The organism is uncultured Bacteroides sp., assembly GCF_949298305.1.
Classification (GTDB): Bacteria; Bacteroidota; Bacteroidia; order Bacteroidales; family Bacteroidaceae; genus Bacteroides.
Window position 1 is genome coordinate 80,281 of record NZ_CASFWU010000006.1, and the last position, 17,135, is coordinate 97,415.

Sequence of the window (17,135 nt, forward strand, 5' to 3'; positions counted from 1 at the left end):
CTCCAATGCCGCACGGACAAAGCCATATTTCTTTTCAGACCTCCGGTTTATTCCCACTCGATGGTCGAAGGCGGTTTGGAGGAAATGTCATACGTGACGCGGTTCACTCCCTTTACCTTATTAATAATGTCGTTGGAAACCTTGCCCAGGAATTCGTAAGGCAGGTGTGCCCAGTCGGCCGTCATGGCGTCCGTCGAAGTCACGGCACGCAAGGCCACGGCACGTTCATAAGTACGTTCGTCGCCCATCACGCCCACCGACTGAACGGGAAGCAGGATGACGCCCGCCTGCCATACCTGATGGTAGAGGCATGTCTCGTTGCCGTCGGCATCCTTCACCTTCCAGTCCCACAGGCCGCGGATAAAGATGTCGTCGGCATCCTGCAGGATGCGAACCTTCTCGCGGGTAATGTCGCCCAGGATACGCACAGCCAGGCCCGGACCCGGGAAGGGATGGCGGCTAATCAGATGGTCGGGGATGCCCAACTCACGGCCCACGCGGCGCACCTCGTCCTTGAACAGCCACTTCAGCGGCTCACAGAGCTGGAGGTTCATTTCCTTGGGCAGACCGCCCACGTTGTGATGGCTCTTGATGACCTTGCCCGTGATGTTCAGGCTCTCGATGCGGTCGGGATAGATGGTCCCCTGTGCCAGCCAGCGGGCATCGGTTATCTTGTGGGCTTCGGCGTTGAACACCTCCACAAAGTCGCGGCCGATGATCTTGCGCTTCTGCTCGGGGTCGGTCACGCCTTCCAGGTCTTTGAAGAACTTGTCGCTGGCATCCACGCCTATCACGTTCAGGCCAAGGCATTCATAGTCGCGCATCACGTTCTGGAACTCGTTCTTACGCAGCAGGCCGTGGTCAACAAAGATGCAGGTCAGGTTCTTGCCGATGGCCCGGTTCAGCAACACGGCAGCCACGGACGAGTCCACGCCGCCGCTCAGCCCCAGAATGACGCGGTCGTTGCCCAGCTGCTCCTTCAGTTCGGCCACAGTGGTATCCACAAACGAAGCAGGGCTCCACGTCTGGTGGCAGCCGCAAGCCTCGACCACGAAGTTGCGCAGCATCTGCGTGCCGTCTTCGCTATGGAACACTTCGGGATGGAACTGCACGCCCCACATCGGCTCGCCTTCGGCCTGATAGGCGGCAATGCGCACCTTGTCCGTCGAGGCGATGACCTTGAAGTTGTCGGGGATGGCGGTGATGGTATCACCGTGGCTCATCCACACCTGCGAGTTGTCGCGCACGCCGTGGAACAGCAGATTGTCCTTGTCGAACGTCTGCAGGTGGGCACGTCCGTACTCGCGGCTGCCTGCCGGCTCCACCTTTCCACCGTTCGTGTAGGAAATGAACTGCGCCCCGTAGCAGATGCCCAGAATGGGGTACTTGCCGCGGATGCCGGTCAAGTCCACCTTGAAGGCGCTTTCGTCGTACACGGAAAAGGGGCTTCCCGACAGGATGACTCCCTTCACGCTTTCGTCGTCGTGCGGAAACTTGTTGTAAGGCACAATTTCGCAATAGACGTTCAGTTCGCGCAGGCGGCGGCCGATGAGCTGCGTGGTCTGCGAACCGAAATCAAGAATGATAATCTTCTCTTGCATATCAAATTAGTCTCTAAATAATGGTATTCGGATGATTGAATGTGCAAAAGTAAGAAAAGTAAGGAAATAAACCAAAAGATAAAAAAGCTAAAAAAGAAAGGTTTACAACACCACATCCGGAACATTGCGATACCTTTGCAGGAAACAACCTCAACTGCTATCAAAAAAGCCGAATCGCTATGAAAACCCTCATCCTATCCCTGATGCTCCTGGCCGCCGCATTCATACAGCCCGCCCATGCCCAAAAGCCTTCTGACAAAGAAACCCAGGAAGCCGGAGAACTGGCCCGGCTGGAAAAAAGCCTGGAGAACATCAACGCCGACTTGCAGGAAAAGAAACTGGAATACAGCTGGAAAATGGCGGAGGCCTACATGGAATATTGCAAGAGACTGACCACCATAGAAGGCACCAACCTCGAACCGAGGCTGACACAACTGGCCACGGTGCTGAAACCGCAGGAGCTGGAACCCCTGCGCCTGGCCTACGAAAAGGCCAACAAAGAGCTGTATGCCCGGCTGGACACCTACCCGGAATATGTCCTTCTGGACTCACTGAGCAAAAAGAGCCTGGACACGGAGACCCGGAATAATGCCAGAATGGCCCTCAAGGAGTTCTACAAAGAGATTTATAACGAAGATGCCCAATACAAGGAACTGCTTCTCAAAAAAAAGAGTGCCCTGAAGGAGCACTACATAGCCTGTGTGGCCTATCTGCTGGACGAAAGCAAACGGGACAACACCCTGATGCCCGAAAAGGTCGTCCCCAACAACGTCAAGCGGGAGCTGAAAGAATCCGACGTCAGCCTGCAACAGCTCACCATGGAAATAAACAACCTGGAGAATCTGCAAAGACAAGCCATCCGCAAATGCCAGCAACTGAAGTACGGCATCAGCAACAGAGAACTTGAGGAGTAGCACACATCTCCCCGCCAGGTAAAAGCCGCCTGCCGACGTGCGCCACAAAAAGATAAACAATCCGTACATTCCCAGATTTCACCGGACAGATGCCCGCTAAAGCGGAACGGCCCGAGAGGCCCTTCTGAAGAGGGTTCCTGCCCAGCCTGCGGTGAATGCTTGCACGGTCCTTGCACGATGCTTGCATTCACCACGGACCGTGCAAGCATCGTGCACGGGCCATGCAAGCATCCTGTACCGGCCCGACAGGCACAACAGGAAGAGAGCCCCATCATGCTGTTTCACAAGCACTTGTGCAGTTCTTCGTTTCAAACCACACGCCCAGTCCCCCACATTTCTGCACCTGAAGGGAAAACGGTTTGAAATATTTACATATCCCAGTCTTTCCGGCAGACAGTCCACGGGCCGGTGCGGAACTTACGTTCAACGTTTTTCCTTCAGCAAGTCACGGATTTCCGTCAGCAGCACCTCCTCCTTGGACGGGGCAGGCGGAGTTGCCCGAGCGGCGGCTTCCTCCGCCTTCTTCCTGGCCGTGAGCCGGGCCAGCAGTTTGATAAACAGGAAAATGGAGAAAGCGATGATGATGAAGTCGAAAGTCACCTGCAAGAAGTTTCCATAGTTCAGCGTGACGGCGGCCGCCACCTCCTTGCCGTCCTCCACCACGGCAGGCTTCAGCACCCACTTCAAGTCCGTAAAATTCACACCGCCTACCAGCAGTCCCACCAGCGGCATAATCAGGTCTGCCACAATGGAAGAGACAATTTTTCCGAAAGCGGCACCGATGACAACGCCGACAGCCATGTCTACTACGTTGCCTTTCATGGCAAAAGCCTTAAATTCTTGTAAAAAACGATATTTTCCCATCTTTTCAAACATTTAATTCTGAATTTTGAGCACGAATATAAAAACATTTTCTTAATTTTGCACCGCAATTCGATAAGGGGTTGCAGAGAAAAAGAAGGAAAGTTTATTTTTAAACATTATAAAACCCTTAAAAGTTTAAACAAAATGATTAAAGTAGGTATTAATGGATTCGGACGTATCGGACGTTTCGTATTCCTCCAAATCGTTGGTATTAACGACCTTTGCCCGGTAGATTACTTGGCTTACATGCTGAAGTATGACACTATGCACGGCAAGTTCGAAGGCACTATCGAAGCTGACGTTGAAAACAGCAAGCTGATTGTAAACGGCAAGGAAATCCGCGTAACTGCTGAGAAGAACCCCGCTGACCTGAAATGGGATGCAGTTGGTGCAGAATACGTAGTTGAGTCTACTGGTCTGTTCCTGACTAAGGAAAAAGCTCAGGCTCACATCCAGGCTGGTGCAAAATACGTTGTAATGTCTGCTCCTTCTAAGGACGACACTCCGATGTTCGTTTGCGGTGTTAACGAAAAGACTTATGTTAAGGGTACTCAATTCGTATCTAACGCTTCTTGTACTACCAACTGCTTGGCTCCTATCGCTAAGGTTTTGAACGACAAATGGGGTATCACAGACGGTTTGATGACTACAGTTCACTCTACTACTGCTACTCAGAAGACTGTTGACGGTCCGTCTATGAAGGACTGGCGTGGTGGTCGTGCCGCTTCCGGCAACATCATCCCGTCTTCTACCGGTGCTGCCAAGGCTGTAGGTAAAGTTATCCCGACTCTGAACGGCAAACTGACTGGTATGTCTATGCGTGTTCCGACTTTGGATGTATCTGTAGTTGACTTGACTGTAAACTTGGCTAAGCCCGCTACTTACGCTGAAATCTGCGCTGCCATGAAGGAAGCTTCTGAAGGCGAACTGAAGGGTATCCTGGGTTACACTGAAGATGCAGTTGTTTCTTCTGACTTCCTGGGTGACACTCACACTTCTATCTTCGATGCTAAGGCCGGTATCGCTTTGACTGATACTTTCGTTAAGGTTGTATCTTGGTACGACAACGAAATCGGTTACTCTAACAAGGTTCTCGACCTGATTGCTCACATGGCATCTGTAAACTGCTAATCAGTTAACCGAGCATAAAAGACAAGAAGGCTGTCCGTTCATTCGGGCAGCCTTTTTTCGTACCTTCCCGCAGACACGCAGACCAAGGACACAGGGCAAGAGGCACGCCACCCGCCACCACCCCGAAAGAAAGGGGCCACAAACTCCCCAAACGCCGTCCCTTTCTATATACTTTGTTAAAAGATAGGCATTTCGCACATATTTCCCCGTCTTTTTTTGCAATTTTGCAAATTAAATAAAAGAGGCGGCAGGAGTTACAGAGACCGTATGTATTCTCTCCTCCTACCCTCCCCAAGAGAATTTGCATTATGAACATGATAGAGGACAAGAACCCTTTTCTTGAAACATATTCCACCCCGCACGGCACCGTGCCCTTCGACCGGATAAAGACCGTCCACTACGAGCCTGCCGTCCGCGAAGGCATCAGCCGCCAGAACGGGGAAATAGCGGCCATCACGGACAATCCCGAAGCCCCGACCTTTGCCAACACCATCCTTCCCTACGAGCGGTCGGGCGAGTTGCTGCAACGGACCGTGGTGGTGTTCGACAATCTGCTCAGTGCCGAGACCAGCGACGAGATGCAGGAACTGGCCAAGACCATCATGCCCCTGCTCAGCGAGCACGGCAACAACATCAGCCTCAACGAAAAACTCTTTGCACGCATCAAGGCTGTTTATGAACAGAAAGAGCAGGAAGGCCTCAATGCCGAACAGAAGAAGCTGCTGGAAGACATCTACGAAGGCTTTGTGCGCAACGGCGCCAACCTGCAAGGCGAAGAAAAGGAAAGATACCGCGAGCTGAGCCGTGAGCTCAGCCTGCTGACCCTGCAATTCAGCGAAAACAACCTGAAAGAAACCAACGGCTACCAGCTGCACCTCACTGACCGCACGCAGCTGGAAGGGTTGCCCGACAGCGCCATAGAATCCGCCGCCGAGACGGCACGCGAGAAAGGAACGGACGGATGGGTGTTCACCCTGCACGCTCCCAGCTACCAGCCCTTCATGACCTACGCCGCCAACCGCAGCCTGCGGCAGGAACTCTACATGGCCTACAACACCAAGTGTACGCACAACAACGACACCTGCAACCTGGAGATTGTGAAGAAGCTGGTGAATACCCGCCTGGCCATTGCCCGGCTGCTGGGATATGCAACCCATGCCGACTACAAGCTGGAGAGACGCATGGCGCAGAACAGCGAGAACGTCTACCGGCTGCTGGAGCAGCTGCTGGAAGCCTACACCCCGACGGCCCGGAAGGAATATGCCGAAGTACAGGCATTGGCGCGCGAGGAACAGGGCGACGACTTCACCCTGATGCCTTGGGACTGGGCCTACTATTCGCAGAAGCTCAAAGACCGCAAGTTCAACATCAACGACGAAATGCTCCGCCCGTACTTCGAGCTGGAGAACGTCAAGAAAGGCGTGTTCGGCCTGGCCACCCGCCTCTACGGCATCACCTTCCGGAAGAATGCCGACATCCCCGTCTATCACAAGGATGTGGATGCTTACGAAGTATTCGACAAAGACGGCAGTTTCCTTGCCGTGCTCTATACGGACTTCCACCCACGGGCAGGCAAACGCTCGGGTGCCTGGATGACCAGCTACAAGGAACAATGGAAAGACGAGGCGACGGGCGAGAACAGCCGTCCGCACGTGTCGCTGGTGATGAACTTCACCAAGCCCACACAGGAGAAGCCTGCACTGCTCACCTTCGGCGAAGTGGAGACGTTCCTCCACGAATTCGGTCACAGCCTGCACGGCATGTTTGCCGACAGCACTTACCAGAGCCTCAGCGGCACCAACGTCTACTGGGACTTCGTGGAACTGCCCTCGCAGTTCATGGAGAACTTTGCCGTCGAGAAGGAATTCCTGCACACGTTTGCCCGCCACTACCGGACAGGCGAACTGATACCCGACGAACTGGTGCAGCGCATCGTAGACTCGCGCAACTTCAATGCCGCCTATGCCTGCCTGCGCCAAGTCAGCTTCGGGTTGCTCGACATGGCCTGGTACACCCGCACCACCCCGTTCGAGGGCGATGTGATGGAGTACGAGAAACAGGCCTGGGCCAAGGCGCAGATATTGCCTTCCGTAGAGGGCACCTGCATGAGCACCCAGTTCTCGCACATCTTTGCCGGAGGCTATTCGGCCGGCTACTACAGCTACAAGTGGGCCGAAGTGCTGGATGCCGACGCCTTCGCGCTGTTCAAGCAGAAAGGCATCTTCAATCCTGAAGTGGCCGCCTCCTTCCGCGAGAACATCCTCTCGAAGGGAGGAACGGAACACCCGATGACACTCTACAAGCGCTTCCGCGGCCAGGAGCCCACCATCGACGCATTATTAATCAGAAACGGAATCAAGAGACAATAATCACATGAAACAATTCATTCAAAAAATCGGCCGGGCATTAGTGGCCTGCATCCTGCTTCTCACCGTCAATGCCTGCAACAACGAAGATAACGTAATCGGTATCTTTACAGGAAAGACCTGGAAACTGAGTTTCATTGCCGCAGAAGGCAGCTACGAACAATTCGACTTCTGGGGCGGCGACGACGCGGCACGCCAGGCAAGCATGACCGCCCTGTCGCAAACAGGCACGTTCGTCCTGAGCTTTGAGGGCAGCGACCTGACCGAAAGCGCAGGCGGTTCGTTCAACGGCAGAGCCATACGAGGCATCATCGACGGGAAATGGAATGCCAACGGCAAGAACAACAAACTGACATTGAGCGACATCAAGTCTACACAGAGCGAAACGGACGTGCTGGCAAGGGCTTTCGTCACCGGCCTCCAAAACGCCTTCAAGTACGAAGGAGACTACAACAACCTGTTCATCTATTATAAGGAAGGACAAACGGTGAAACGAATGGGCTTCAAGCCGCAGAAATAAAGAATAAGCGAACAACCATGGACAACAACAGCAAACAAGAGGCGCTGGACAAACGCTACATCCGCATGGCCTACATCTGGGCGGAAAACTCTTATTGCAAACGTCGCCAGGTAGGTGCCCTCATCGTCAAAGACAAAATGATAATCTCTGACGGCTATAACGGCACTCCATCGGGATTCGAGAACGTCTGCGAGGACGAGGACAACCTCACCAAGCCATACGTACTGCACGCCGAAGCCAATGCCATCACCAAGATAGCCCGCTCCAACAACAGCAGCGACGGCGCCACCATGTACGTGACGGCCTCTCCCTGCATCGAGTGTGCCAAACTCATCATCCAGGCAGGCATCAAACGAGTGGTCTACTCCGAGAAATACCGGCTGGAAGACGGCATTGACCTGCTGAAACGCGCAGGCATCGAAGTGATATACATAGAAAACATCTAATTCGTCAAATACAAGTCTCGCCCGAGCGAAACCTGAAAAATAACAAGAACAGACATGAGTACCAAGAATTCGTCCCGCTTCACACCGCTCATCATCGCCATCTGCGTGGTGATAGGCATCCTCATCGGAACGTTCTACACCAAGCATTACGGCGGAAACAGACTGGGCATCATCAACGCCTCCTCCAACAAGCTGAATGCGCTGCTGAGGGTCATTGAGGAGCAGTATGTAGATACCGTAAACATGACCGACCTTGTAGAAAAGGCCATGCCGCAAATCCTGGCCGAACTGGATCCGCACTCCACCTACATCCCCGCCCAGAAGCTGGAGGAGGTGAACTCCGAACTGGAGGGCAGCTTCAGTGGCATCGGCGTGCAGTTCACCATCCAGGAAGATACCATTCACATCAACAGCGTGGTGCCCGGCGGACCTTCCGAGAAGGTTGGACTGATGGCGGGAGACCGCATTGTCATGGTGAACGACAGTCTCTTCGTGGGCAAAGGACTGACCAATGAAAAAGCCATGCGCAACCTCAAGGGGCCTAAAGGCTCACAAGTGAAGCTGGGCATCAAGCGCGCCAGCGAAAAGGAACTGCTGGACTTCACCATCACGCGCGGCGACATTCCGCAGAACACCATCGATGCCGCCTACATGATAGACGACAAATTCGGATATATCCTGATCAGCAAGTTCGGACGCACCACACACGTAGAACTGCTGACGGCCATTGCCGAACTCAGCCAACACAACTGCCAGGGCCTGATTATCGACCTGCGCGACAATACCGGAGGCTATATGGAAGCTGCCACCCGCATGGTCAACGAATTCCTGCCCGAAGGCAAACTGATTGTCTATACCCAAGGAAGCAAATATCCGCGCATGGAAGATTATGCCAACGGAACAGGCAGTTGCCAGCAGATGCCGCTGGTAGTGCTGGTAAACGAAGGCTCGGCATCGGCCAGTGAAATCTTTGCGGGCGCCATCCAGGACAACGACCGCGGCACCATCGTTGGCCGCCGCTCGTTTGGCAAGGGACTGGTACAGCAACCGATTGACTTCAGCGACGGTTCGGCCATCCGCCTCACCATTGCCCGCTACTACACCCCGTCGGGCCGCTGCATCCAGCGTCCCTACGAGAATGGCAAAGACTCCAAGTACGAAATGGACTGGATTACCCGTTACGAGCATGGAGAATTCTTCTCGAAAGACAGCATCAAGCTGGACGAAAGCCTGAAGTATTACACCACGCTGGGACGCCCCGTCTACGGCGGCGGCGGCATCATGCCCGACGTGTTTGTGCCGCAGGACACCATCGGCGTATCGTCCTACCTGATAGACGTCAGCAACAAAGGCCTCATCCTGCAGTTCAGCTTCCAGTACAGCGACCGCAACCGCAGCAAGCTGAACGAATTTGAGAACGAGAACGACATGGCCGACTACCTGCGCCGACAGGGCATCGTGGAGCAGTTCATCCGCTTTGCCGACTCGAAGGGAGTGAAACGGCGCAACCTGCTCATCCAGAAATCGTACAAGCTGCTGGAGAAGACCCTTTACGGCAACATCATCTACAACATACTGGGACGCGAACCTTACATCCGCTTCGCCAACCAGACCGATGCCACCGTGAAGAAAGCCCAAGAGATACTGGAAAAAGGCGAAGCATTCCCCAAGGCTCCGTCAAAAACGCTTTCAGAGGAGGATAAGAAAGATGAAGGAAAGGAAAAAAGAACTGCGCAGGCGTATGGCAGAATTGAAGACCCTGCACAAGGCTTCCGCTTCGCAGCAGTCTGCTGACATCATGACCGCCCTGGAGCAGCATCCTGCCTTCAGGGCGGCCCATACCGTTCTGCTCTACCACTCGCTCAAGGACGAAGTGGACACTCACGACTTCATCTGCCGATGGGGCGGCCGCAAGCGGATTCTGCTGCCCGTTGTCATAGGCGACGAACTGGAGCTGCGCGTCTACCACGGTCCCGAATCAATGGCCACGGGCAGCTATGGCATCCTGGAGCCTACGGGTGAAGCCTTCACAGACTACGCCTCCATCGGGTTTGCCGCCATCCCCGGCATGGCCTTCGACCGAGCCGGCAACCGTCTGGGACGAGGCAAGGGCTACTATGACCGCCTGCTGCCCCATCTGCCCGCCACCACCTACAAGACCGGCATCTGTTTCCCTTATCAACTAATAGACGAAGTGCCCGCGGAGCCGTTCGACATCCGCATGGACGAAATCATAACACAACGATGAAAACCAATTACCATACCCACACCACCCGCTGCAACCATGCCAACGGCAGCGATGAGGAATTTGTACTGAGCGCCATCAAAGGCGGCTACCAGATTCTGGGCTTCTCTGACCATACCCCCTGGAAGTACCGCACAGACTATGTATCGGGCATACGTATGCTGCCCGACGAACTGCCGGAATACGTGGAAAGCCTGCGCACACTGCGCTCACAATATAAAGAAAAGATAGACATCAAAATCGGGTTGGAATGCGAGTTCTTCCCCGACTACATCCCCTGGCTGAAGGAGCAGGTCAAGGCTTACGGACTGGACTATCTGCTGTTCGGAAACCACTATTACCACACGGACGAGAAATTCCCTTACTTCGGCCGCCAGACAACCAACCGCGACATGCTGGACCTCTATGAAGAGAGCGTCATTGAAGGCATGGAGAGCGGGCTGTTCTGCTGCCTGGCCCACCCCGACCTGTTCATGCGCTCCTATCCCGAGTTCGACCACCACTGCACCTCCATCAGCCGCCACATCTGCCGCGCCGCCGCGCGGCTGAACGTGCCGCTGGAGTACAACATCAGCTTTGTCCCCTACAACGAGGCCCACGGCCGCACGACCTTCCCTCACCCCAAGTTCTGGCACATTGCCGCCAACGAAGGCTGCACGGCCATCATCGGCGTGGATGCCCACGACAACCGCTTTCTGGAAGAAAAGAAATACTACGACCAGGCGCTGGTCCAACTGAAGGAACTGGGGATAAAGACCATCGACACCCTGCCGATGCTCACCGACCGATAGCCGCCAATCAGAGTTCTTCCAGCATCCGCCAGGCTATGGGCAAGTGGGCCACAATGTCGCCCGCCGTCATGCCGATGGCACCCTGTTTGCGGACTGCCACATCGCCTGCCAGGCCGTGAACATAGACAGCCATGCGGGCGGCAAGCTCACTTTCATATCCCTGGGCCAGGAGAGCCAGCACAATGCCCGTCAATACGTCGCCGCTGCCTCCTGTGGCCATGCCCGGATTGCCGGTAGTGTTGAAGTAGCATTGCCCCTGGGGAGTGACCACTGCCGTATAGGCCCCTTTCAGAACGATGTACACCTCGGCCTCCATGGCCAGCTCGCGCGCTCTCATCAGCCGTTCGTAGGAGTTCTGACACTTGCCCACAATCCGCTCCAGTTCCTTGGGATGCGGGGTGAGGATGCTCCCTTTGGGCAGGTTTTTGATGGCGGAGCGATGGCCTTCCAGCAGGTTCAGCGCGTCAGCGTCCAGCACCATGGGCACACGACAGATTGCCATCTGCTCAAACAGCGCCTTCTCCGTTTCGGCAGAGCGGCCCAGTCCCGGACCGACAGCCACCGCCTGATAGTCGTCCGTATCGGTGGCGCAGGCAAAGCAGGTCTCGCTGAAGTCCACCTCTGTCATGGCTTCGGGGACTGCCGTCTGCACGATGAAGTTGTTGCAGAAAGGCACATGCACCGTCAGCAACCCCACGCCCGAACGCAGACAGGCCTTTGCGGCCAGCACCGAAGCCCCCGCCATGCCCTGCGAGCCGGCCACCAGCAGCGCCCGTCCGAAGTTGCCCTTGTGTGCAAACTTGCCTCGGGGTTTCAACTGCCAGCCGAGGTCCTCGCCTTCGGTCAGGTAGAAATCCGTCTCCAGTTCGTCGATGCCCTCGCTGCTCAGCCCGATGTCCAGCAGTTCCCATTCGCCCACATACGGCTCGTTCTCGGCAAAGAGGAAGGCCAGCTTGGGCAGTTGCAGGCTCAGGGTGACGTCGGCGCGGATGACGTTGGCCATCGTGTTGGCCGTATTGTCCTCGCCCATCAGTCCCGAAGGCATGTCGATGGACACCACCTTGGCGGGCGAGGCATTGATGTACTTCACCACCGCGGCAAAGCCTCCGGCCAGAGGCTTGTTCAACCCGCTGCCAAACAGGCCGTCCACCACCACATGGTCTTCCGTCAGCACGGGCGGCACGAACTGCGTCGTAATCTCGTGGAAGTCCACGCCCTTCAGTCCTTCCAGGCGCTGCTTGTTCAGCTCACAGTCGGCCGAAAGCGTCCCCTTCGTATTGAACAGGTACACCTCCGAATGATAGCCCTGCCCGGCCAGCAGACGGGCCACGGCCAGCGCATCGCCTCCGTTGTTGCCGGGGCCGGCAAAGATGGTAAAGGGAGTCTCGGGGTCATCCCAACGCTGCGAGATGGCTTTCGCCAATGCCTGCGCGGCCCGCTCCATCAGGTCGACGGACTCTATCGGTTCATTCTCTATGGTATAGGCATCCAGTTGCTTGATGCTTTCAGTAGCAAAGATTTTCATAATAAGGTGTCACTATATAAATGTATTCGCAAAGATAAAACATATTATTTCAGCACAAGCCATCCGCCCGAAGAAAAATGAAAGGCGGAAAATGATTATTTTTGCGGCAGAAACCTTCATAAATACGCCATGAACATCCTCCACATCAGCACCTACGCCTCCCCGCTGGGCCCCATGACCCTGGCCAGCGACGGCGAAGCACTCACCGCCCTTTGGTTCGACGGGCAGCAGTACGCCCCCACCCCCTCCGCGCCCCGGACCAATCCTGCACTGCCGGTATTCAGGAAGACAAAAGACTGGCTGGACTGCTACTTCGGCGGCGGACGCCCCTCCTTCATGCCCCCCATCCGCCTCCACGGCACCCCCTTCCGCCAAGCCGTGTGGGAGCTTCTGCGGCAGATACCCTACGGCGAGACCGTCACCTACAAGGACATAGCCCTCCAGATGGCCCGCCTGAACCCCACCGGACGGATGTCCGCACAGGCCGTGGGCGGAGCCGTGGGCCACAACCCCGTCAGCATCCTCGTCCCCTGCCACCGCGTGGTGGGCACCGACGGCAGCCTGACGGGTTATGCGGGCGGACTCCACCGCAAGCAATGGCTGCTGGCTCTGGAACAGGGCACCGCCCAATGAGGGCCTCCCCCCTGCAAAGAAATGCCTCCAAATACTGTCCAAGTAGAAGAAAATCGCTATTTTTGCAAAAAATAATCTCCTATGAACACCATCCAAATAAAAGACAAACGCTTTACCGTCTCCATCAAGGAGGAGGAAATCCTGAAGGAAGTCAGCCGCGTGGCCGACGAAATAAACCGCGACCTGGCAGGCAAGAACCCGCTCTTCCTGAGCGTGCTGAACGGCTCGTTCATGTTCACCGCCGACCTGATGAAGCGCATCACCATCCCCTGCGAAATCTCCTTTGTCAAGCTGGCCTCCTACCAGGGCGTGTCGTCCACCGGCGCCGTCAAGGAAGTCATCGGCATCAACGAAGACCTCAGCGGCCGCACCGTGGTCATCGTGGAAGACATCGTGGACACGGGCCTCACCATGCAACGCCTGCTGGACACGCTGGGCACCCGCGGCCCGAAGGAAATCCACATTGCCACCCTCCTCGTCAAACCCGAGAAACTGAAGGTAGACCTCAACATCGAGTATGCCGCCATGCGTATTCCCAACGATTTCATCGTGGGTTACGGACTGGATTACGACGGCTTCGGACGCAACTATAAGGACATTTACACAGTAGTGAACGAATAGTAGCGGTATGAGTCCTGTCTTTAAAAGAGAAGAAGGTTTCTGCTTCAAAATCTATTCGAACGAAGAAGAGCGGAAGCATATCCATGTCATAAAGGCAGAATGTGAAGCCAAATTCTGGTTAGAGCCGTCCATTGAGCTGGCCAGCAATTACGGTTTCAACGACAAAGAAATAAAGAAAATCACCCAAATGCTGAAACAATATGGAAACGACTTTAAACGCCAGTTCTCAGAACACATCGGCAAGCGTCTTGATGATTAATGCGCAAGGCATCATGCTCTCGGTCTTGGGTAACGACTACTTCATCTCATACAACCGTGTACCCTGGCTGAAAGACGCACGAATCTCAGACGTACTGAATGTCAGGCTGTGCGGTCAATCCGCCATCGAATGGGAATCATTGGGAGTAGATTTGGAAATCGAAAGTCTGAAACATCCCGAACGCTATCCGCTCATCATGAAGCGGAATCCACTGGACACTATCAGATAATATTTACAATATATAGTATAAACATTTAATCACCAATCAAAGACAATGCTGAACATTGTAATTTTCGGTGCCCCCGGTTCAGGCAAGGGCACACAAAGCGAGAGAATTGTAGCGAAGTATGGCATCAACCACATCTCCACGGGCGACGTGCTGCGTGCCGAAATCAAGAACGGAACCGAACTGGGCAAAACCGCCAAAGGCTATATCGACCAGGGACAGCTCCTGCCCGACGAGCTGATTATCGACATCCTGGCCAGCACGTTGGACAGCTTCAAGGACTCCAAGGGCGTCATCTTCGACGGCTTCCCCCGCACCATCGCACAGGCCGAAGCCCTGAAGCAGATGCTGGCCGAACGCGGACAGCAGGTGAGCGTGATGCTCGACCTCGACGTGCCCGAGGACGAACTGATGAAGCGCCTCATCCTGCGCGGACAGCAATCGGGCCGCGCCGACGACAACGAGGAGACCATCAAGAAGACTGGTACAAGCAGGAAGGACTCTACGCCCACATCAACGGACTGGGCGAACTGGAGACCATCACCGCCGACATCTGCCGGGCCATTGACGCGGCGAAGTAAGGCAGACGCCGTCGACCGAAGCACAGAAATGCACTCCGCACGGTGCAAAATTCATCAAGAATTGCACCAAGCGGAGTGCATTTTTTATATCTTTGCCACAAAAACAGGAAAGTATGGAAAGACTGCAAGCCCATTTCGACGCCCTGCTGAGGGACACTCCGACCGGTTTCCACCGCTACATGTTCGACCGCATAGACTGGGACAGCCGCCTGACAGGCCTCACCGGCCCACGCGGCGTGGGCAAGACCACCCTCATGCTCCAGTATGCCAAAGAGAAACTGGAACGCAACACCACGCTGTTCGTCAATGCCGACGACCTCTACTTCAGCTCCCACCACCTGGTAGACCTGGCCGACGAATTCACCCGCAAAGGCGGCAAATGCCTCATCATAGACGAAATACACAAATACCAAGAGTGGGCGCGCGAACTGAAGCTGATGTACGACTACCACTCCGGCCTGCGCGTCATCTTCACCGGCTCCTCCATACTCGACATTCACAAGGGGGCGGCCGACCTGAGCCGACGTGCCCTGCTCTACTCCATGCAGGGACTCTCCTTCCGCGAATACCTGCGGATGTTCCACGGCATCGGACTCCCCACCTGCACCCTGGACGACCTCCTGCAACACCGCGTGGAACTGCCGCCCCACTTCCGCCCCTATGCCTACTTCTCCGACTATCTGGAACAGGGCTATTACCCGTTCGCCCAAGAAGGGCAGTTCGGCATCCGGCTGGCACAGGTCATCAACAACACACTGGAGACCGACATTCCCCAGTATGCCGAAATCAGCGTAGCCACCAGCCGCAAGCTGAAACGCCTGCTCACCGTCATAGCCCAAAGCGTGCCGTTCAAGCCCAACATGAGCAGCATAGCCGCCACCATCGGCGTCAGTCGCAATAGCCTGGCAGACTACTTCCTGCTGCTGGAAGAAGCCGGACTCATCGGACAACTGCGCGACGACACCGGAGGCATCCGCGGGCTCGGGAAAGTGGACAAAGTCTACCTGGACAACCCCAACCTGATTTACGCCCTGGCACAACAGACGGCCGAAACCGGCAACGTCCGCGAAACCTTCTTCTTCAACCAGATGCGCGTCAACCAGGACATCATCACCTCCCCCGCCTCCGACTTCCAGATAGGGCCCTACACCTTCGAGGTGGGCGGCAAGAACAAAAAGCAGAAGCAACTGCAAGGACTGGAACACGCCTTTGTCGTCAAAGACGACATAGAGACCGGCTACCAGAACGTCATACCGCTCTGGCAGTTCGGACTGAACTACTGACCGCCTCGCCTACAGGCACCGTCCGTTCACTTCTCCACCTCCAGCTCCACCCACTCCATCTTGTCCGGCACGATGGTGCGCCCCGTCACCTTGCGGTTCTGCGCCCTGCGATACTCGGGGATGAAACGCACGCGCACCTCGGTGAACTGGCGCGCCGACACCTCCTCGGGCGTATCCACGCCCTGCCCGTTGGCCTTGCCCACCAGGTAGAACGTCCCCAGGCCGTCCAGCTTCACCGAACAGCCCTCCTTCATCAGGTCCCCCAGCACGTCGCCCAGCCCCATGAGCACGGCATACGTGTCCGCCTTGCTGACGGTGGACATGCGCGAAAGCCGCTGCGCCACCTCCTTCGTACCCATCGTGCCCACCGTGAACGAGCGCGGATACCACTTCCCTTTCTGCTTCTGTTTCTTGTAGAATGCCATACCTGTCTGTTGTTAAATTCATACTCCGTCCGGCCAAGCCCCTGCGCCTGTGCCGCCGGAGCCGTACCTGAACCGCCCCGGGCACACAGCCCGGCACGGCTCTTCCATGAGGTCAGTATGGAATCATGTTACTCCATAATGGAAATCATGTTACTTGATACCCATAATCATGTTACTTGATTATAGGAATCATGTTACTTGATTTCTACCTCATCCGCAAAGATAATACCCTCAAAGTATATATGCAAGCCCGGCAAGGCCCTGCATTGAACATTATAGGAAAATATTTGTATCTTTGCAGGCAGAAACAGGAAAGCGATATGAACGGTAAGGACTGCATCGAACGACTCTCACCCGTACTCTTCTGGGACATCGACCCCGAGAAGGCGGACATGGACACTTGCCCGCAGCAAATCATTGTCCGTGTGCTGGAGTACGGCACGCTGGACGACTGGCGCCTCATCCGCAGCTACTACGGGCTGGAGAAGATTGTGGAGTGCTGCAAGCAGGCACGCTCGCTCGACCCCGTAGCGCTGGCGTTCATCTGCTGCATATCGCATACAAGGAAGGAGGAATACAGATGTTATCGTATGGCACTGGGAAGTGAAATACGCAAACAAGTGGAAGCCTATTCCCGTTAATCAAACAATAACCATCAATAACAAGACTATATGGCAGAATCGAACTTTGTAGACTACGTGAAG

At 55.3% G+C, this 17,135-nt stretch carries 18 protein-coding genes and 1 pseudogene; 15 read left to right on the forward strand and 4 right to left on the reverse strand.

What is annotated here, in order from left to right:
• Positions 1 to 47: 47 nt before the first annotated feature.
• Complete coding sequence (gene guaA / locus Q1Y74_RS01565; protein WP_300811944.1) at positions 48 to 1,601, reverse strand: glutamine-hydrolyzing GMP synthase; 1,554 nt, start codon at positions 1,599 to 1,601, stop codon at positions 48 to 50.
• Between the two features lie 179 nt (positions 1,602 to 1,780).
• On the opposite strand from guaA, the gene Q1Y74_RS01570 reads away from it, so the two are divergent.
• Positions 1,781 to 2,515, forward strand: coding sequence for a DUF5039 family protein (locus Q1Y74_RS01570; protein ID WP_300811945.1), 735 nt, complete (start codon positions 1,781 to 1,783; stop codon positions 2,513 to 2,515).
• Between the two features lie 423 nt (positions 2,516 to 2,938).
• Here Q1Y74_RS01570 and mscL read toward each other — a convergent pair whose 3' ends face one another.
• On the reverse strand, positions 2,939 to 3,379 hold the full coding sequence (gene mscL / locus Q1Y74_RS01575) for a large-conductance mechanosensitive channel protein MscL (protein ID WP_300811946.1): 441 nt from the start codon (positions 3,377 to 3,379) through the stop codon (positions 2,939 to 2,941).
• Between the two features lie 144 nt (positions 3,380 to 3,523).
• On the opposite strand from mscL, the gene gap reads away from it, so the two are divergent.
• The 7 genes from gap (at position 3,524) to Q1Y74_RS01610 (ending at position 10,878) form a co-directional block, all read left to right on the forward strand.
• Positions 3,524 to 4,510 (forward strand): type I glyceraldehyde-3-phosphate dehydrogenase, encoded by a 987-nt coding sequence (gap, locus tag Q1Y74_RS01580; RefSeq protein ID WP_300811947.1) that lies wholly within the window; start codon positions 3,524 to 3,526, stop codon positions 4,508 to 4,510.
• Positions 4,511 to 4,818: 308 nt separating this feature from the next.
• Positions 4,819 to 6,879 (forward strand): M3 family metallopeptidase, encoded by a 2,061-nt coding sequence (locus Q1Y74_RS01585; protein WP_300811948.1) that lies wholly within the window; start codon positions 4,819 to 4,821, stop codon positions 6,877 to 6,879.
• 4 nt (positions 6,880 to 6,883) lie between these two features.
• The gene (locus tag Q1Y74_RS01590; RefSeq protein ID WP_300811949.1) at positions 6,884 to 7,396 is read left to right on the forward strand and encodes a DUF4847 family protein; all 513 of its coding nucleotides are present in this window, start codon (positions 6,884 to 6,886) and stop codon (positions 7,394 to 7,396) included.
• Positions 7,397 to 7,413: 17 nt separating this feature from the next.
• Positions 7,414 to 7,842 carry a dCMP deaminase family protein gene (locus tag Q1Y74_RS01595; protein ID WP_300811950.1) on the forward strand — a complete coding sequence of 143 codons (429 nt, stop codon included), beginning with the start codon at positions 7,414 to 7,416 and terminating at the stop codon, positions 7,840 to 7,842.
• 54 nt (positions 7,843 to 7,896) lie between these two features.
• Positions 7,897 to 9,636 (forward strand): S41 family peptidase, encoded by a 1,740-nt coding sequence (locus Q1Y74_RS01600; protein WP_300811951.1) that lies wholly within the window; start codon positions 7,897 to 7,899, stop codon positions 9,634 to 9,636.
• Complete coding sequence (locus Q1Y74_RS01605) at positions 9,584 to 10,090, forward strand: 5-formyltetrahydrofolate cyclo-ligase (RefSeq protein WP_300811953.1); 507 nt, start codon at positions 9,584 to 9,586, stop codon at positions 10,088 to 10,090. The genes Q1Y74_RS01600 and Q1Y74_RS01605 overlap by 53 nt, the downstream gene beginning before the upstream one ends.
• A complete protein-coding gene (locus Q1Y74_RS01610; protein ID WP_300811954.1) occupies positions 10,087 to 10,878 on the forward strand; it encodes a histidinol-phosphatase in 792 nt (263 codons plus the stop codon). Before Q1Y74_RS01605 ends, Q1Y74_RS01610 begins: the two co-directional genes overlap by 4 nt.
• A gap of 7 nt (positions 10,879 to 10,885) precedes the next feature.
• On the opposite strand, the gene Q1Y74_RS01615 is transcribed toward Q1Y74_RS01610, so the two are convergent.
• Positions 10,886 to 12,403, reverse strand: coding sequence for an NAD(P)H-hydrate dehydratase (locus Q1Y74_RS01615; protein WP_300811955.1), 1,518 nt, complete (start codon positions 12,401 to 12,403; stop codon positions 10,886 to 10,888).
• Positions 12,404 to 12,532: 129 nt separating this feature from the next.
• On the opposite strand from Q1Y74_RS01615, the gene Q1Y74_RS01620 reads away from it, so the two are divergent.
• From Q1Y74_RS01620 to Q1Y74_RS01645, 6 genes and pseudogenes are all read left to right on the forward strand, one after another.
• A complete protein-coding gene (locus Q1Y74_RS01620) occupies positions 12,533 to 13,036 on the forward strand; it encodes a methylated-DNA--[protein]-cysteine S-methyltransferase (protein WP_300811956.1) in 504 nt (167 codons plus the stop codon).
• A gap of 81 nt (positions 13,037 to 13,117) precedes the next feature.
• Entirely contained in the window at positions 13,118 to 13,657 is a 540-nt protein-coding gene (hpt, locus tag Q1Y74_RS01625; protein WP_300811957.1) for a hypoxanthine phosphoribosyltransferase, read from the forward strand.
• A 7-nt stretch (positions 13,658 to 13,664) separates the two neighbouring features.
• The gene (locus Q1Y74_RS01630; RefSeq protein ID WP_300811958.1) at positions 13,665 to 13,916 is read left to right on the forward strand and encodes a DUF4160 domain-containing protein; all 252 of its coding nucleotides are present in this window, start codon (positions 13,665 to 13,667) and stop codon (positions 13,914 to 13,916) included.
• On the forward strand, positions 13,909 to 14,145 hold the full coding sequence (locus Q1Y74_RS01635; RefSeq protein WP_366914065.1) for a DUF2442 domain-containing protein: 237 nt from the start codon (positions 13,909 to 13,911) through the stop codon (positions 14,143 to 14,145). Before Q1Y74_RS01630 ends, Q1Y74_RS01635 begins: the two co-directional genes overlap by 8 nt.
• 45 nt (positions 14,146 to 14,190) lie before the next feature.
• Positions 14,191 to 14,723: pseudogene (locus Q1Y74_RS01640) on the forward strand (adenylate kinase).
• 113 nt (positions 14,724 to 14,836) lie between these two features.
• Positions 14,837 to 16,006 carry an AAA family ATPase gene (locus Q1Y74_RS01645; protein WP_300811960.1) on the forward strand — a complete coding sequence of 390 codons (1,170 nt, stop codon included), beginning with the start codon at positions 14,837 to 14,839 and terminating at the stop codon, positions 16,004 to 16,006.
• Positions 16,007 to 16,032: 26 nt separating this feature from the next.
• Here Q1Y74_RS01645 and Q1Y74_RS01650 read toward each other — a convergent pair whose 3' ends face one another.
• The gene (locus tag Q1Y74_RS01650; RefSeq protein ID WP_300811961.1) at positions 16,033 to 16,431 is read right to left on the reverse strand and encodes an HU family DNA-binding protein; all 399 of its coding nucleotides are present in this window, start codon (positions 16,429 to 16,431) and stop codon (positions 16,033 to 16,035) included.
• Between the two features lie 320 nt (positions 16,432 to 16,751).
• Between Q1Y74_RS01650 and Q1Y74_RS01655 the strand changes: the two genes are divergently transcribed.
• Positions 16,752 to 17,072: a hypothetical protein gene (locus Q1Y74_RS01655; RefSeq protein WP_300811962.1), complete on the forward strand. Its 321-nt coding sequence runs from the start codon at positions 16,752 to 16,754 to the stop codon at positions 17,070 to 17,072.
• The last annotated feature ends 63 nt before the right edge of the window (positions 17,073 to 17,135 follow it).

Excerpts from the sequence above, each read along its gene's own strand:
- guaA (WP_300811944.1), bottom strand. The coding sequence starts at position 1,601 with ATGCAAGAGAAGATTATCATTCTTGATTTCGGTTCGCAGACCACGCAG.
- Q1Y74_RS01570 (WP_300811945.1), top strand. The coding sequence starts at position 1,781 with ATGAAAACCCTCATCCTATCCCTGATGCTCCTGGCCGCCGCATTCATA.
- mscL (WP_300811946.1), bottom strand. The coding sequence starts at position 3,379 with ATGGGAAAATATCGTTTTTTACAAGAATTTAAGGCTTTTGCCATGAAA.
- gap (WP_300811947.1), top strand. The coding sequence starts at position 3,524 with ATGATTAAAGTAGGTATTAATGGATTCGGACGTATCGGACGTTTCGTA.
- Q1Y74_RS01585 (WP_300811948.1), top strand. The coding sequence starts at position 4,819 with ATGAACATGATAGAGGACAAGAACCCTTTTCTTGAAACATATTCCACC.
- Q1Y74_RS01590 (WP_300811949.1), top strand. The coding sequence starts at position 6,884 with ATGAAACAATTCATTCAAAAAATCGGCCGGGCATTAGTGGCCTGCATC.
- Q1Y74_RS01595 (WP_300811950.1), top strand. The coding sequence starts at position 7,414 with ATGGACAACAACAGCAAACAAGAGGCGCTGGACAAACGCTACATCCGC.
- Q1Y74_RS01600 (WP_300811951.1), top strand. The coding sequence starts at position 7,897 with ATGAGTACCAAGAATTCGTCCCGCTTCACACCGCTCATCATCGCCATC.
- Q1Y74_RS01605 (WP_300811953.1), top strand. The coding sequence starts at position 9,584 with ATGGCAGAATTGAAGACCCTGCACAAGGCTTCCGCTTCGCAGCAGTCT.
- Q1Y74_RS01610 (WP_300811954.1), top strand. The coding sequence starts at position 10,087 with ATGAAAACCAATTACCATACCCACACCACCCGCTGCAACCATGCCAAC.
- Q1Y74_RS01615 (WP_300811955.1), bottom strand. The coding sequence starts at position 12,403 with ATGAAAATCTTTGCTACTGAAAGCATCAAGCAACTGGATGCCTATACC.
- Q1Y74_RS01620 (WP_300811956.1), top strand. The coding sequence starts at position 12,533 with ATGAACATCCTCCACATCAGCACCTACGCCTCCCCGCTGGGCCCCATG.
- hpt (WP_300811957.1), top strand. The coding sequence starts at position 13,118 with ATGAACACCATCCAAATAAAAGACAAACGCTTTACCGTCTCCATCAAG.
- Q1Y74_RS01630 (WP_300811958.1), top strand. The coding sequence starts at position 13,665 with ATGAGTCCTGTCTTTAAAAGAGAAGAAGGTTTCTGCTTCAAAATCTAT.
- Q1Y74_RS01635 (WP_366914065.1), top strand. The coding sequence starts at position 13,909 with ATGATTAATGCGCAAGGCATCATGCTCTCGGTCTTGGGTAACGACTAC.
- Q1Y74_RS01645 (WP_300811960.1), top strand. The coding sequence starts at position 14,837 with ATGGAAAGACTGCAAGCCCATTTCGACGCCCTGCTGAGGGACACTCCG.
- Q1Y74_RS01650 (WP_300811961.1), bottom strand. The coding sequence starts at position 16,431 with ATGGCATTCTACAAGAAACAGAAGCAGAAAGGGAAGTGGTATCCGCGC.
- Q1Y74_RS01655 (WP_300811962.1), top strand. The coding sequence starts at position 16,752 with ATGAACGGTAAGGACTGCATCGAACGACTCTCACCCGTACTCTTCTGG.